This window comes from Avibacterium paragallinarum (assembly GCF_011765605.1).
Lineage (GTDB): Bacteria > Pseudomonadota > Gammaproteobacteria > Enterobacterales > Pasteurellaceae > Avibacterium > Avibacterium paragallinarum.
In genome coordinates this window covers 1508156-1523908 of sequence record NZ_CP050316.1, presented here as the reverse complement: position 1 = coordinate 1523908, position 15753 = coordinate 1508156, and the positions used below count along the sequence as shown (strand labels likewise).

Annotated in this window: 16 protein-coding genes and 1 other RNA gene; 10 read left to right on the top strand and 7 right to left on the bottom strand. The window is 40.6% G+C overall.

What is annotated here, in order from left to right; genetic code table 11:
* Positions 1 to 281 precede the first annotated feature (281 nt).
* On the top strand, positions 282 to 1790 hold the full coding sequence (glpK, locus tag HBL79_RS07125) for a glycerol kinase GlpK (protein ID WP_035687728.1): 1509 nt from the start codon (positions 282 to 284) through the stop codon (positions 1788 to 1790).
* 351 nt (positions 1791 to 2141) lie between these two features.
* Positions 2142 to 3032: a tyrosine recombinase XerC gene (xerC, locus tag HBL79_RS07120; RefSeq protein WP_035687730.1), complete on the top strand. Its 891-nt coding sequence runs from the start codon at positions 2142 to 2144 to the stop codon at positions 3030 to 3032.
* Between the two features lie 61 nt (positions 3033 to 3093).
* Here xerC and HBL79_RS07115 read toward each other — a convergent pair whose 3' ends face one another.
* From HBL79_RS07115 to HBL79_RS07105, 3 genes are all read right to left on the bottom strand, one after another.
* Positions 3094 to 3669: a 5-formyltetrahydrofolate cyclo-ligase gene (locus HBL79_RS07115; RefSeq protein WP_046097300.1), complete on the bottom strand. Its 576-nt coding sequence runs from the start codon at positions 3667 to 3669 to the stop codon at positions 3094 to 3096.
* Between the two features lie 12 nt (positions 3670 to 3681).
* Positions 3682 to 3865, bottom strand: a non-coding RNA gene (gene ssrS / locus HBL79_RS07110) — 6S RNA.
* 85 nt (positions 3866 to 3950) lie between these two features.
* Entirely contained in the window at positions 3951 to 4253 is a 303-nt protein-coding gene (locus HBL79_RS07105) for a cell division protein ZapA (protein WP_035687736.1), read from the bottom strand.
* 143 nt (positions 4254 to 4396) lie between these two features.
* Between HBL79_RS07105 and HBL79_RS07100 the strand changes: the two genes are divergently transcribed.
* The 8 genes from HBL79_RS07100 (at position 4397) to HBL79_RS07065 (ending at position 13634) form a co-directional block, all read left to right on the top strand.
* Complete coding sequence (locus HBL79_RS07100) at positions 4397 to 4939, top strand: UPF0149 family protein (protein ID WP_174758217.1); 543 nt, start codon at positions 4397 to 4399, stop codon at positions 4937 to 4939.
* A gap of 12 nt (positions 4940 to 4951) precedes the next feature.
* Positions 4952 to 6265, top strand: a complete 1314-nt coding sequence (gene pepP / locus HBL79_RS07095; RefSeq protein WP_035687742.1) for a Xaa-Pro aminopeptidase — start codon at positions 4952 to 4954, stop codon at positions 6263 to 6265.
* Between the two features lie 18 nt (positions 6266 to 6283).
* The gene (gene ubiH / locus HBL79_RS07090) at positions 6284 to 7486 is read left to right on the top strand and encodes a 2-octaprenyl-6-methoxyphenyl hydroxylase (RefSeq protein ID WP_035687744.1); all 1203 of its coding nucleotides are present in this window, start codon (positions 6284 to 6286) and stop codon (positions 7484 to 7486) included.
* Between the two features lie 5 nt (positions 7487 to 7491).
* On the top strand, positions 7492 to 8661 hold the full coding sequence (locus HBL79_RS07085) for an FAD-dependent monooxygenase (RefSeq protein ID WP_035687746.1): 1170 nt from the start codon (positions 7492 to 7494) through the stop codon (positions 8659 to 8661).
* A 375-nt stretch (positions 8662 to 9036) separates the two neighbouring features.
* A complete protein-coding gene (locus HBL79_RS07080; protein WP_035687749.1) occupies positions 9037 to 9972 on the top strand; it encodes a substrate-binding domain-containing protein in 936 nt (311 codons plus the stop codon).
* A gap of 107 nt (positions 9973 to 10079) precedes the next feature.
* On the top strand, positions 10080 to 11024 hold the full coding sequence (locus HBL79_RS07075) for a sugar ABC transporter substrate-binding protein (protein ID WP_035687752.1): 945 nt from the start codon (positions 10080 to 10082) through the stop codon (positions 11022 to 11024).
* An 83-nt stretch (positions 11025 to 11107) separates the two neighbouring features.
* Positions 11108 to 12622: a sugar ABC transporter ATP-binding protein gene (locus HBL79_RS07070; protein WP_035687755.1), complete on the top strand. Its 1515-nt coding sequence runs from the start codon at positions 11108 to 11110 to the stop codon at positions 12620 to 12622.
* A gap of 52 nt (positions 12623 to 12674) precedes the next feature.
* Positions 12675 to 13634, top strand: coding sequence for an ABC transporter permease (locus HBL79_RS07065; protein WP_035687757.1), 960 nt, complete (start codon positions 12675 to 12677; stop codon positions 13632 to 13634).
* Between the two features lie 91 nt (positions 13635 to 13725).
* Here HBL79_RS07065 and crp read toward each other — a convergent pair whose 3' ends face one another.
* From crp to dut, 4 genes are read right to left on the bottom strand one after another with little or no spacing between them, the layout of a single operon-like run.
* On the bottom strand, positions 13726 to 14388 hold the full coding sequence (gene crp, locus HBL79_RS07060) for a cAMP-activated global transcriptional regulator CRP (RefSeq protein WP_367646292.1): 663 nt from the start codon (positions 14386 to 14388) through the stop codon (positions 13726 to 13728).
* Positions 14389 to 14390: 2 nt separating this feature from the next.
* Positions 14391 to 14612, bottom strand: a complete 222-nt coding sequence (locus HBL79_RS07055; protein ID WP_017805666.1) for a YheU family protein — start codon at positions 14610 to 14612, stop codon at positions 14391 to 14393.
* 21 nt (positions 14613 to 14633) lie between these two features.
* Positions 14634 to 15260, bottom strand: coding sequence for a nucleoid occlusion factor SlmA (slmA, locus tag HBL79_RS07050; protein WP_174758218.1), 627 nt, complete (start codon positions 15258 to 15260; stop codon positions 14634 to 14636).
* A gap of 37 nt (positions 15261 to 15297) precedes the next feature.
* On the bottom strand, positions 15298 to 15753 hold the full coding sequence (dut, locus tag HBL79_RS07045; RefSeq protein WP_035687762.1) for a dUTP diphosphatase: 456 nt from the start codon (positions 15751 to 15753) through the stop codon (positions 15298 to 15300).

The following is a 15753-nucleotide window of genomic DNA, read 5'->3' as shown; positions in this document are numbered from 1 at the left end:
AATATTTTTTGTAAGGATTTATCTACTTTTTCTCCAATTTGCTATCTTGATCACATTTTTAATTTATTGATTACTATTGAAATCTAGCAAATAACTAATCATAGGGAGTGGGAAAAATATTTTGTGAAGTGGATCAAAAATTTGAATATTGCTCATTTTAAACTTGAGTGTTTTCGATTATTTTCTTTTAGGTAATTCTTTCGTTTTAGCTCAAAACTAATGTTCTCGTGAGTAAAAAGGTGCAACATTTTACTTATCTAACAGACAAAAGAGGATCGGTTATGACAGAGAAAAAATATATCATCGCCTTAGATCAAGGCACAACCAGCTCCAGAGCGGTATTGCTTGATCATAATGCCAATGTAGTTGAAATTGCACAGCGTGAATTTACCCAAATTTACCCACAAGCAGGCTGGGTAGAGCATAATCCAATGGAAATTTGGGCGACACAAAGTTCCACCTTAAACGAAGTGGTGGCGAAAGCCGGTATTTCTTCTGATAGCATTGCCGCAATAGGAATCACGAATCAGCGTGAAACCACTATTGTATGGGAAAAAGAAACGGGTAAACCTGTGTATAATGCCATTGTGTGGCAATGCCGCCGCACTGCGGATATTACCGATAAACTCAAAGCTGACGGCCACGAAGATTATATTCGCAAAACCACAGGATTGGTGGTAGATCCTTACTTTTCTGGCACTAAAGTGAAATGGATTTTGGATAATGTAGAAGGTGCGAGAGAAAAAGCTGAACGTGGTGAATTGCTTTTTGGTACAGTGGATACTTGGCTGGTGTGGAAACTCACGCAAGGGCGGGTACACGTTACGGATTACACCAATGCTTCCCGCACAATGTTATTTAACATTCATACCAAACAATGGGATGACAAAATGCTCGAAATTTTGGACATTCCAAAATCAATGTTGCCAGAAGTGCGAAATTCTTCCGAAATTTACGGGCAAACCAATATCGGCGGAAAAGGTGGGGTGCGTATTCCAGTAGCGGGTATTGCAGGCGACCAGCAAGCAGCTCTTTATGGACATCTTTGCGTTCACGCAGGACAAGCCAAAAATACCTATGGCACAGGCTGCTTTATGTTAATGCACACGGGCGATAAAGCCGTACAATCGCAAAATGGCTTGCTCACCACCATTGCTTGCAATGCCAAAGGCGAACCTGAGTATGCTTTGGAGGGTTCAATTTTTATGGGCGGGGCTTCCATTCAATGGCTGCGTGATGAACTGAAAATTGTTCACGATAGTTTCGACAGCGAATATTTCGCACAGAAAGTGCCTGATTGTAACGGCGTTTATGTTGTTCCTGCTTTTACTGGGCTTGGTGCACCTTATTGGGATCCTTATGCCAGAGGAGCTATTTTCGGTTTATCTCGAGGAGCGAACCGCAATCACATTGTGCGAGCAACCCTAGAATCTATCGCTTACCAAACCCGTGATGTGCTTGAAGCAATGCAATCTGATTCAGGGGAAAAACTTAAATCTTTACGCGTGGACGGTGGTGCGACAGCCAACAATTTCCTCATGCAATTCCAAGCAGACATTCTCAACACCCCTGTTGAACGCCCTGTGGTGAAAGAAGTTACCGCACTGGGGGCTGCTTATCTTGCTGGGCTTGCCACCGGATTCTGGAAAGATCTCGACGAATTGCGAGATAAAGCCGCCGTCGAACGCACATTCACGCCAGATGGCGATGAAGAAAAACGCATAAAACGCTACAAAGGCTGGAAAAAAGCGGTAAAACGTGCGTTGGAATGGGAGAAAGATGAAGGATAGTTTTATATTTTAGAAAGTGCGGGAGTTTTTCTCGGTATTTTTCCTATTCTTTTCTACAAAGAACTGAGACTGATATTTCATCAGAATCAGTTCTTTTTATTAAGTATATTTTTCTTTCTCGTTATAGTGCGTTAAGTTCAAAATAGCGTATTGTGAGGAAGCGTTATATCTTGGAGTTTTTTCATTAATGATGATAATTTACCTTGAAAATAACAGGCTATTTCTTATTTAAATTTCTTTTCGTTGATTTTGTTGAGTAGAGCGGTAATGTTTAAACTATTTTTAGCTAAACTACAAATTTGCAACATAAACGTTATAATTAAGAGATAACAGTTAATTTAAATTTTAAAAATGCAATCACAACTCAATAAATATTGGAATTATCTTAGAATAGAACGTCAAGTTAGCCCACATACCTTGGTGAATTATCAGCGTCAGCTTGATGCGGTGGTGGCATTATTGCAGCAAAATGGGGTTTCTCAGTGGCAAGAGGTTACACCGAGTGTGGTGCGGTTTATTTTGGCTCAAAGTAAAAAATTGGGGCTGAACGAGAAAAGCCTTGCTTTGAGGTTGTCAGCGTTTCGTCAATTTTTGCATTTTTTGGTTCAACAGGGGGAGTTGGCGGTCAATCCTGCGGTGGGGGTATCTGCCCCTAAACAAGGGAAGCACTTACCTAAAAATTTAGATGGCGAGCAGGTTCAGCAACTGCTTGCTAACGATAGCAAAGAGCCGATCGACCTGCGTGATAAAGCGATGATTGAATTGATGTATAGTTCGGGGTTGCGTTTATCAGAGCTACAAGGCTTAAACTTGAATAGTATCAATACGCGTGTGCGAGAGGTTCGCGTAATAGGAAAGGGGAATAAGGAACGTATTTTGCCCTTCGGACGTTATGCTTCACACGCTCTTCAACAATGGTTAAAAGTGCGGTTGCTATTTAATCCAAAAGATGAGGCGTTGTTCGTGAGCCAGCTTGGTAATCGAATGAGCCACCGTTCTATTCAAAAACGAATGGAGGTTTGGGGTATAAAACAGGGGCTGTCTAGCCATTTAAATCCGCATAAATTGCGTCATTCTTTCGCTACTCATATGCTAGAAAGCAGTTCTGATTTGCGTGTTGTGCAAGAGTTATTAGGACATAGTAACCTTTCGACAACGCAAATATATACTCATCTCGATTTCCAGCATTTAGCTCAGGTATATGATTCTGCTCATCCAAGGGCAAAGAGAAAGAAAGTATAAAAATGGACAGTGCGGTGTAAAAAAATAGGTGTTTTTTATACGTTATATGAAGTATGTCGTTCTAGGCAACCAAGATTTTGAATAAAGGAATATCCCAGCTTTCCACAGGTAATTCTTCTACTTGTTGGCATTGATGGGCGAGGCCTATGGGTAAAAAATTTTTTGTCTGCCAATTTTGTAAGGTTCGATCATAAAAACCACCGCCCATTCCAAGGCGGTTTCCTTGCTGATTGAAGGCAACTAAGGGAGTGAAAATAATATCAAGTTTATTGGTTGGAATGACATTTCTGACATCAAGCTGAGGTTCTAAAATATTAAATTTATTTTTTCGTAATATCGTATCTGGTTGATAACGCAGAAATAATAAACTCTTAGCAGAAAATGGGTGAAGAATGGGAAGATAAACGGCAAGATTTTTATTCCATAGTTGCTGTATAAGTTGCTTTGTAGAAATTTCGCCATCAAAAGAGAGATAAATCCCAATATGTTTAGCCTGCCTTTTTTCAATAAAGCGGAGAGATTGCTCGGTAATTTTTTGTTCAGCGAGATGTTGCTGCTGTGGTGTTAGCATTTGTCGTAAATGCCGAACTCTTTGACGAATAACTTTACGTTGTCGGAAAGAAATAATATCGTTCATGAAGAATTTTAGGAAGAACCCGAGATGCCGTTGTGAGTGCTCGGTCCTTGAACCCTACGGTTCAAGGGAATCGGTGATTATTGTTTTTAGGCTTCTTAATCAAGTTAAGCTTGCACACCAACAATAGGAAACCAATTCATAAGATGTTAAGTATCGGCTCAGGGACGTAACCCACTCGCGAACATCTCAGGTAATTTTTAAAATTGCGGTAATACTAACGCAATTTCACCGCCTTGACTAGCTTAATTTTTCTAATTCTTCGACTAGCTTATATTATTTCATCAAGCTGTTGCTTTTTGAGCTAAAAAACTTTCTAAAGAGCTATCAAGTTGTTTAATTTGTGTACTTACTACATTCTCAATTTTTTGGGCGACTTGCTGCTGCTGGATAAGTTCATAGCTCAAATTTAGGGCAACAATAGAAAGTACTTTATCTAACTGTAAAATCCCAGTGCGTTCTTTCATTTCTGAGACACGCTGATCTAATGCCCGAGCCGCCTGACGAAGAGCATCAACTTGATCTTCTTGGCAATTTAAACGTAAAACCTGTCCTAACACGGACAATTCAATACTTTGCGATGACATACTTATCCTCAAAAAATAAATTTGGCATTATTATGCCATAGCAAACATTTTTCGTCATAAAAATCCTCTTGATAAGTGGTTGCTTAAAGCTAACAGTGCTAAACTACGCCTGTCTTTAGCAAAAGGAAAAAATTATGTCTGATATTCTCTCATATGATGAGTTAGCTCTAAAATTACGTCAAGCCTCTATTCCTGTTAGTGCCGCTGAATTACACGGTTTTCTTACGGGATTAATTTGTGGCGGTGCAAGTGAACAAAAATGGCCAATTTTAATGAATGAATTTACCAATAATGGGGAAGCTTATCCCACAGCTTTGTTAAAAGAGATCTCAGCCCTCTACCGCGATATTCATCATAGTTTAGAAGAAATTGACAGCTTTAACTTTCACTTATATTTACCAGAAAGTGATGTTTTTGATGAAATTGATGCGTTAGCCGAATGGACAAGCCATTTTTTGCTTGGGCTAGGATTACTCCAAACTGGATTAGATAAAGAAAAAGGAGAAATTGGCGAAGCATTAGATGATTTACAAAATATTGCCGTGCTAACCTATCAAGAAGAGGACGATCCCGAAGAACTGGCTGATTCCTTAGAACAAGTCGCCGAATATGTTCGTACCCTCGTCGCGGTACTTTACGCACATTACCGCCCTTACCAAGTGCCACAAAAAACCGTTTTACACTAAAAGGAGAAGAGGATGGATCTCGCTTATTTAGCTCAAATTCCTGCCGAAGAGTTTGCTCAACGCCGTGCAAAAATGTTCGCCCAAATGCAGGATAATTCCTTAGCGATTGTTTTTTCTGCTCAAGAACAAGTTCGCAATAAAGATTGCCATTACCCTTTCCGTCAAGACAGCTATTTTTGGTATTTAACTGGTTTTAATGAGCCTAATGCGATCCTCGTGTTAGCCAAAACTGCACAGCAATCTCGTACTATTTTATTTTTACGCCCTTCCGATCCGCTTATGGAAACTTGGAATGGTCGCCGTTTGGGCGTAGAAAAGGCAGCAGAAACATTAAATATCGATCAAGCTTACGCCATTGAAGATTTCGCTCAACAATGGAAAAATTTGAGCCAAAATTACACCGCACTTTATTACAATCCTGATCAACAGGCTTGGGGAAACAGCCTGTTAGAACAAAGTGCGGTGCAATTTTCGCAGGTTTCTGATTGGGCGGAGATTATTGATGAAATGCGATTGTTCAAATCCCCTAATGAAATTACCTTACTCCAACAAGCAGGGCAAATCACTGCATTAGGGCATTTGCGAGCAATGAAACAAACTCGTCCAAACCGCTTAGAATTTGAACTTGAGGGCGAGCTTCTCTATGAATTTAATCGCTTTGGGGCGCGTTTTCCCTCTTTTAATTGCATTGTCGCGGGGGGCAATAACGCCTGTATTCTCCATTATAATGAAAACGATCAACCTCTTAAGGCTGGCGAATTAGTGCTAGTGGACGCGGGTTGCGAATTTGCTTATTACGCGGGGGATATTACGCGTACTTATCCCGTAAATGGAAAATTTAGCCAAGCACAACGTGAGATCTATGAAATCGTATTGGCAGCACAAAAACACGCTATTAACACCTTAGTCGCTGGAGCAACCATTCATCAAGCCAATCAAGAAGTGATTCGCATTAAAGTTGAGGGCTTGGTGCGTTTAGGCATTTTGCAAGGCGAAGTAGAAAATCTTATCCAACAAGAAGCCTACAAAGCCTTTTATATGCACGGTTTAGGGCATTGGCTTGGGCTTGATGTGCACGATGTGGGGCGTTATAGCCTTGAAAAAGACAGCAAACTACGCGATCGTCCGTTAGAAGTCGGAATGGTATTAACCGTTGAACCAGGTTTATATATTCCAGAAACAGCCAATGTTCCTGAACAATATAAAGGCATCGGGGTACGCATTGAAGATGATATTGTCATCACCGAATACGGTAATAAGGTGCTAACTAGTGCGGTGCCGAAAGAAATTGATGACATTGAACGAGTTATGGCAAATAACAGCTAACGCTCAAAGGGTGTGAAAATGGAACAGATTGTGCACTATGATGTGATTATCGTAGGGGGGGCAATGGCAGGTTGCACGCTGGCATTGGCGTTAAGCGAGCAAACGCAAGGCAAAATTCGTATTGCCTTGTTGGAAAAACAAGCACCACAAAACCATCATCAAACGGGTTTTGATGCACGTTGTATTGCACTTTCAGCGGGATCTTGCCAACAACTTGAGCGGATCACGCTACCAAATCAGCAATCTTTATGGCAACGACTTTCCCCTCTTGTTTCTCCCATTGAGCATATTCACGTTTCAGACAAAGGGCATAGTGGCTTGCTGGAATTTCACGCCCAAGATGTTCCGTTATCCCAACTGGGGGCGGTGGTGGAATTGCAGCAGGTGGGCGAGGTGTTGCTCAATGTCATGGTACAATATCCGAATATTGACTATTTCGCCCCGGTGGAGATTGAACAAATTCAATTTGAAAAAGAGCGGGTGAAAATTTCGCTGAAAAATCACCGCACTTTGTTTTGCCAACTGATTATCGGTGCTGATGGCACACAATCGTTGGTGGCAAAATCGGCACAAATTCGCATTACAAAACAGCGGGATTACCAACAAACCGCCATCATCACCAATATTCAAGTGCAACAGCCACATCAACAACGTGCATTCGAGCGTTTCACCGCAGAAGGCCCCCTCGCCTTGCTACCAATGCGGGATAGATTAATGTCTTTGGTTTGGTGTGTAAAAGATCCTAGCGAATTAATGACGCTATCCGATGGGGTATTTTTGACCCGCTTGCAACAACAGTTTGGTTGGCGGTTAGGAAAATTACAACAATGCGGTAAACGATTCGCTTATCCTTTAGCCCTATATCAAGCTGATCGACATATTCATCATCGTACAGCGTTAGTAGGCAATGCAGCCCAAACCTTGCATCCTATTGCAGGTCAAGGCTTTAATCTCGGAATGCGTGATGTAATTTGCCTCGCTAAATTATTAAGCCAAGCTTTTATGGCAGAGCAAGATCTCGGTGCATATTCCTTATTATCACAATATGAAACGGCACGCCAAGCGGATCAATCTCGCTTAATCCATTTAACTAACGGGTTAGTTTCGATCTTCGCAAACGAATTACTTCCTTTACAAATCGGCAGAAATCTTGGCTTAATGGCGTTGGCACAGTCTCATTTACTCAAACAACAATTTATCAAACCCACATTAGGGTGGTGAACAGAATGAAAAATTTTGATCTGATTATTATCGGTGGCGGAATGGTGGGGCTAGCACTCGCAGCCAAATTGAAGAATACCGCGATGCGTATTGCGTTGGTTGAACGCAACCCACCAAACCAATCTTTAGCGGAGATTGGCTATCGCGTTAGTGCGATAAATCTTGCCAGCGAGCAGTTATTACAAACACTTGGGGCTTGGCATCACATTCAGAATTTGCGTGCCACCGCTTATGATCAAATGAAGGTTTGGGAAAAAGACAGCTTTGCCAAAATTGAATTTGATACCAAAGGATTAGGTATCGATCACCTTGGACATATTGTTGAAAACCATCTCATTCAGCACAGCCTATGGCAACAGGTCGCCACACAAAAAAATGTGGAAATTTTCACCGCACTTGTGCAAAACCTTGGCATCAATGAAAGTGCAGCGATTCTCACGTTGAACGACGGACAAATGCTAACTGGGAAATTAATTGTTGGAGCAGATGGAGCAAATTCTTGGCTACGTCAGCAAGCGAATATTCCACTGATTTTCCGCGATTATGGGCAATATGCCCTCGTATGTAATGTGAAAACCGCTGAGCCACATCAACATTGTGCGAGACAGATTTTCTCTCCTGATAGCATTTTGGCATTCTTACCCTTACACCAAGAAAATCTTTGTTCCATTGTGTGGTCGCTCCCACCTGAGAGAGCAAAAACGCTCACCCAATGTGAACCTGATATGTTTAATAAGCAACTGAATATTGCTTTTGATAATCAACTGGGTTTATGCGAAGTGCAAAGTGAACGCCAAGCCATTCCACTCACCGCTCGCTATGCCCGTAATTTTGCTCAGCCACGCATCGCATTAATCGGCGATGCTGCCCACACCATTCATCCATTGGCAGGGCTTGGGGTTAATTTAGGCTTTCAAGATGCCCAATTACTCGCCCAAGAAATCGAAAAACATTTTTCATTAGGTTTGGATATTGGGGAATATCGTTATCTTCGTTATTACGAACGTTCTCGCAAAGCGGAAGCAGTGAAAATGTTGATTGCGATGCAAGGGCTTAAAGATCTGTTTGCGGGTCATCACCCTCTTAAAAAGCTCGCACGAGGCATTGGATTGACGGCAACCCACCACTTTGGATTGCTAAAAGAACAGTTTATTCGGCAAGGATTGGGAATTTAATTCCCTTCCCTGTTGCTATCTCTGATGACGTAACATCAATATTCTGCCTTATTTTAAACTTATACGGTGATAAATTTCTCTTTTATTTAGAAAAATAATTCTATTTTTATATATTACAGAGATAAAAATTTTATCTGTATTGTTGCGAAAAATATTCGCTTATTCTTTTCTTTGTCTTTTTTCATAAAAAAAACACGATCTAATTCACAAATTTTTAACTTAGTGATTGCGTCACTTTCTTCTCAATGCTATACATAAAATAGATAATTTATTTCAAATTATCATAAATTGAAACTTATATTCACAAATAAGCCTTGTGCAATATAGTGGTATTTCAGATTTTTAGATCTCTCACTTTGAAACTAGGAGTAGAAAATGAAAAAAACACTATTCGCAATGTTATGTGGCGGGTTGTTATTCACCTCGCAAATGGCAATGAGCAAACAGCTTATCATCGGTGCCCCAATGAACTCATTCGCTGATAAATGGCAAACCTATTTACAAGATTCAATTCGTGATTTTGACGCAAAGCACGATGATGTTGAAATTAAATTATCCGATGCAAATGGTGATCCCGCTCGTTTATTAAATGACGTAGAGACTTTTATTGATCAGAAAGTTGATGCTTTATTGGTTGTCCCAACTGATCCGAATATCGTTAAAGTTATTGGTCGCAAAGCACAAAAAGCTAAAATCCCTTTGATTATTGTGAACCGTAAACCCAATGATGAAGATATGAAATATGTAACGAGCTATGTGGGTTCTGATGAAATTGAGGGGGGACGTATTCAAGCTGATTTTATCGTCAATACCCTAGATGGAAAAACAGGAAATGCACTCATTCTGCTAGGTCCTTTAGGGCAAGATGCGGTAACCAAACGTACTCAAGGCAACAAAGAATTTTTCGCTCAACATAAAAATATCAACATAGCCACAGAGCAGGAAGGAAAGTGGGAGCGTGATCGAGGCTTGAGCATTGCGGAAAATATTTTTTCTGCGAATAAAAACATTAATGTCGTGGTGAGTAATAATGACGAAATGGCGATTGGTGCAGTACTAGCAGCACGTAAACAAGGAATAAAAGACGAAGATGTTTTGATTGTAGGACTAGATGCAACGCCTGATGCCTTAGAGTATCTAGGCAAAGGCTTAGATGCCACCGTTTATCAGTCCGCAAAAGGGCAAGGAGAAGCGGGGGCTGAAATGGCGTATCTAGCGGCCAAAGGAGAGAAAGTACCTTCCATCAAATGGATTCCTTTTGAATTAGTCACACCAGATAAAAAAGAGGTTTATCAAGCTAAATATAAATAAATTTTCAAGTCAAGGGCAAAGGCTTTTGCCCTTATTTCACCGTTTATCACATTAAAGGCTACGACAAAAGTGCGGTTCATTTTTGTAGCGATTTTGGAGTATAAATTATGTTGAAGAAAATAGGTGTATTACTGTTGGGTGTTCTATTTATTCCTGCCTTATTTGCCAAACCTGTTGTTATCGGTGTCGCAATGTATAGTTTAGCCGATAAATACCCGACTTATTTACAAGAAGCTATGCAAAAATTTGAGGCTGAACATCAAGATGTCAAACTTAAATTTGCCGATGCCAATGGCGATCCCGCGAAAATGTTGAACGATGTTGAAAATTTTATTGGCTCAAATGTCAATGCCATCATTATTATGCTGACCGACCCCAAAATAGCCAAATCTATCGGCATTAAAGCACGAAAAGCCAAAATTCCTCTCATTGCCGTTACTGTGAAACCGAATGATGAAGATATGAAATATTTGACTAGCTATGTCGGTTCAGAGGAAATCACGAGCGGAAAAATGCAAGCAGAGTTTGTGTTACAAACGCTCAATGGTAAACCTGCTAATGCCATTATTTTGTTGGGCCCTTTAGGACTAGATGCTCAAATTAAACGAACTGAAGGAAACAAAGCTGCCCTCTCTTCCCACCCAGAAATTCATATCATCGCCGAGCAAGAAGCCAAATGGGATCGAGCCAAAGCGATGGAAGTGGCAGAAAACTTATTTGCTGCACATAAAAAGATCAATGTGGTATTTGCCAATAATGATGAAATGGCAATCGGTGCGTTATTAGCCGCACGAAAAATGGGCATCAAAGATGAAGAGATGATTATTGTTGGCATTGATGCAACACCCGATGCCCTCGCCTATTTAGGCAACGGATTAGATGCAACTGTATTTCAATCTGCTTCAGATCAAGGTCGCACAAGTGTTGAACTCGCTTATCGAGCAGCAAAAGGAGAAAGCGTTCCACTTTATAACTGGATTCCTTTTGAATTAGTTACACCAGAGAAAAAAGTACAATATATCAATAAATATTATCGTTCTAGTTCAAACTAAGGTAAGGCGTGATGCAAATGATTTTGGCATCAAACGACAATATAACAAATCCTTCTAAAACGATTGGTATAAAGGAGCAAATAATGAACGCAGTTACACAATCCCCTTACATTTTAGAAATGCGTAATGTTTCTAAAACATTCCCCGGCGTAAAGGCGTTGGATGGCATTAATTTAAACGTTAAACGAGGATCTATTCACGCCTTAATGGGTGAAAATGGTGCGGGAAAATCAACATTAATGAAAGTCCTTTATGGTATCTACACCCCTGATGCGGGGAGTGAACTTATTTTAGACGACAAACCTTTTAAACCCACTCGCCCGATTGATGCCATTCGTCACGGCTTAACGATGGTTCCACAAGAAATTTCCCCAGCGGCAAATTTAACCATTGCTGATAATTTTTATCTCGGGAGAGAAATGACCAAGGGACACTTTTTATTAGACCAAAAAGCTATGAATGAAAGTGCGGTCAAAATTTTGACCGATTTAGGCGTGCCAATGGATGTTACTGTTAAAATGTCAGAGGTTTCTGTTGCTAAAGCACAGCTAGTTGCCATCGCCACTGCCGTGTCTAATGATGCGAAAGTCATCATTATGGATGAACCCACCACCGCATTAACAGAAACAGAAGTGGAGCAGCTTTATCGCATTATTGAGATTGTGAAAAATCGCGGTATTGCCATTATTTTTATCTCTCACAAACTTGACGAAGTGTTTAGGGTTTCCGATGAAATTACCGTTATTCGTGATGGTCAATATGTTGGCACCAAGCCCACCTCAGAACTCACCAAAGATCAATTAATTGCGATGATGGTTGGGCGAGATATGTCTGAAATGTTCCAACGAGAGCGTTTTGACCTTTCTGATGAAATCGTTATTGAGGTGAAAGATTTCTCCCGTGCCGGAAAATACCAAAATATCAATTTCAAAGTGCGAAAAGGGGAAATTTTCGGTATCGCAGGTTTAGTGGGGGCAGGGCGTTCAGAAATTGTCGAGGGATTATTTGGTTATAAACCTGCCGAAAGTGGTGAAATCTATATTCACGGAGAAAAAGCCGAGATCCACAATCCTCTTGATGCTATGAAATACAAAATTGGCTTTGTTACAGAAGATCGAAAATTAACTGGCTTATTCCTAAATTTAAGCATTACAGACAATATGATTATGCCCAAAATGTCGCCTTATTTAGAAAACTTTTTGGTTTCTGTCACTAAAGCTCAAAAAACCGCTTATGAGCAAAAAGACAAATTAAAAATTAAAGCCCCCAATGTTGATGTCATCACCAACAATTTATCAGGGGGAAATCAGCAAAAAGTGCTATTGGCTCGTTGGCTACTTCTTGAACCTGACATTCTCATTCTTGATGAACCCACCAAAGGCATTGATGTGGGAGCAAAAGCAGAATTATACAAATTAATGATTGAGCTTTCTAAACAGGGTAAAACCATCATTATGATTACATCAGATATGTTGGAATTACTTTCTATGAGTGATCGCGTTATGGTTATGCACGAAGGGCAGCAAGTTGGCATTATTCCCTATCAGGAACTAACGCAAGAACGCGTTTTAGAATTAGCTTCAGGTGTATCCTGCTAGTGAGATAAGTAATTGATAAAAAGAAAATTATGAGACAAGCGAGGTATTTATTATGTCAAATGCGACGTTAAAAAAAATGATAAACGCTTATGGAATGGTGTTTATCCTCATTGGGTTATTTTTAGCTCTTTCCGTATCTATTGATGGCTTTTTCTCAGCTCGTACAGTTTGGAGTATCATAGAACAAGTTTCTATGTTCGGCATTATTGCTATTGGGGTAACTTTTGCCATTATCACTACAGGGATTGACCTGTCTTCGGGTTCACTGGTTGCACTCACCGCCGTAGTATCTGCTTCTATTGTTACTGGTGGCGATTCTGTTAGTGCAGCGATCCTTGCTTTTGCCATCTCGCTAGCATTAGGGGCATTGCTCGGTGCGATTAACGGCACATTAACAGCTGTTGGGGCTATCCCTCCCTTTATCGCCACCTTAGGAATGATGATTATCGCTCGCGGTGCGGCTCAATTATATTCAGATGGCCGTCCGATTGATGCCTCTTCCGAAGCCTTTACTTGGATTGCGGATGTGGATATTTTTGGGCTTCCGGGATTAGTGATTTTATATATCCTGATAGTTATCGGCTCCCATATTTTACTTAGCCGATCTACTTTTGGTCGCCATGTTTATGCGGTGGGAGGAAACCTCAATGCCGCCAAAATTTGTGGTATTAACACCACAAAAACCTTAATCCTCGTTTATACCTTAGCGGGGGCATTATCTGGTCTTGCAGGGGCATTACTTGCCGCCAGAACTTACGCCGGCAATCCCTCATATGGTTTAGCTTGGGAGCTAGATGCGATTGCGGCCGCTGTCATAGGAGGTGTTTCGCTCAGTGGCGGGTTTGGTAGCATTCCAATGTGTGTCATTGGAGCCTTAATCATCGGCACAACCAATAAAGGTTTAAATATGTTAGGGGTTGATCCTTATTGGCAACAAATTGTAAAAGGTTTAATTATTGTGGTTGCAGTTTTACTCGACACGTTAAAACGTCGTAAAAAATCGAGTTCATAAAACTAAAGGATGATTTAGGTAATATAAGAATAAAAAAGGCGGTATGAATTCTAACTAATTCTCGCCGCCTTTGGTTTATCTTTCCTTTATGTTATCTTGAATTATAGACAACAATGGTCTTACCGTGAGCAGAAATAAGGTGCTGATCCTCTAGCATTTTCAGAATACGTCCTACTGTTTCTCTAGAACAACCAACCATCTGACCGATTTCTTGACGGGTAATTTTTATTTGCATTCCTTCTGGATGCGTCATTGCATCTGGCATTTTAGCAAGATTTAATAATGTTTGAGCAATACGCCCAGCAACATCTAAGAAAGCAAGATTACGAACTTGCTTTGAGGTATTTTGTAAACGGCGGGCAAGCTGACCTGATAAATACATCAAAATTTCAGGATTTACTTGAATAAGTTGACGAAACTTTTTATAAGAGATTTCAGCCACTTCACAAGTTGTTTTTGTTTCTACCCAAGCAGAACGTTCTTGACCTTCTTCAAACAGACCGGCTTCACCAAAAAAATCTCCTTGATTTAGATAAGTCAGGATCATCTCTTTCCCATCTTCATCTTTAACTAATACTGCAACCGAGCCCCGGATTAAGTAATACAATGTTTCAGCTTTTTCTCCAGCATGAATGATCGAGCTTTTGGTAGGGTATTTGTGAATATGACAGTGAGATAAAAACCATTCTAATGTTGGATCCATTGGCGGAGTATATTGTCCTTGTAATTCTTGCACGATGTCCCCCCTGTTCATCATCAGTGATTAAAAAATTCCATTTTATCTTTAATATCAATGGACTCATGTAATTCTGACCAAACTATTACCGCCTGTCCTTGGCGAATTTTGGCCAGTAAATTTTGGGTTTTCTGCTGTAGAGATAATTCTTCTACCCCGTAATCTGTTCCTTCGCGCAAAATAAAACTTTCCGCAATATTTATCAGTGTTTCTTCTTCAAGTTCTTCCCAAGGAATGATCATTATATTACCTAAAAATTATTATTATGCAAAGTGAACTTCAATCAGTTTCCATTGCTGCTCAAAGCTTTGATAAGAATTATAGCGGAAGTTAGAACGTACATATCGCATAAACTGCCCTTCACAGATATTGACGAGATAAGAAGCAATAATCCGTTCATCAAGCTGAAACCCTCTGCCTTCGCGTAATTTCCGCATTTGTAAAATATTGATAAATTGGAACTCTAGGCGATCGAAAAATTGAGCGACGCGGGCTTGCAGTTGTGGTTCTTCAAACATTAAGGCGTGGCCAGTCAAAATGCGGGTTAAGCCAGGGTTTTTGCGTGCAAAATCGAGGATCATTTGCATAATATTGCGTACGCGATTCATCGTATTGATTTCGTGTTTGATGGAATGGTTGATACGGCTAAATAAATTACTTTCTAAATTATCAATCAAGGCTTCAAACATTTTGGTCTTGCTTGGGAAATAACGATACAATGCTGCTTCTGAAACCCCCACTTCTTCGGCTAAGCGTGCAGTTGTCATTCGCTCCATTCCACGTTCAGAATGCAACATATGGGTGAGCACCGTTAGCACTTGCTGACGGCGTTCTTTCAGGCTACGTTTTTCAATTTTGACACTTTTATTTTCTACGGGAGCGGGTTCGATTTCCGCAATTTCAAGTTGTTGTTCCACGCCGTTTCCTCTATTGTTTACCCGAATGTCCAAAACCGCCCTCTCCGCGTTCTGTTTGGGCAAAATCCGTTACCACATTAAATTCCGCCTGTACTACAGGTACAAAGACGAGTTGGGCAATGCGATCCCCTACTTCCACTTTAAAAGGCTGATCACTACGATTCCACATTGAAACCATTAAAGGGCCTTGATAATCAGAATCGATCAAGCCCACTAAATTGCCTAATACGATCCCGTGCTTATGGCCTAAACCTGAGCGAGGCAGGATCACCGCCGCAAGGTTGGGATCGGCAATATAAATAGATAATCCTGTAGGAATCAGTTTGGTTTCGCCCGCTTGAAGCTCAATGCTTTCATCAATCATCGCACGCAGATCTAAGCCCGCTGAACCTTCTGTGGCATAACTTGGGAGGGGGAAATCCGCACCAATACGCGGATCTAAAATTTTCACGTCAATTTTTTTCAT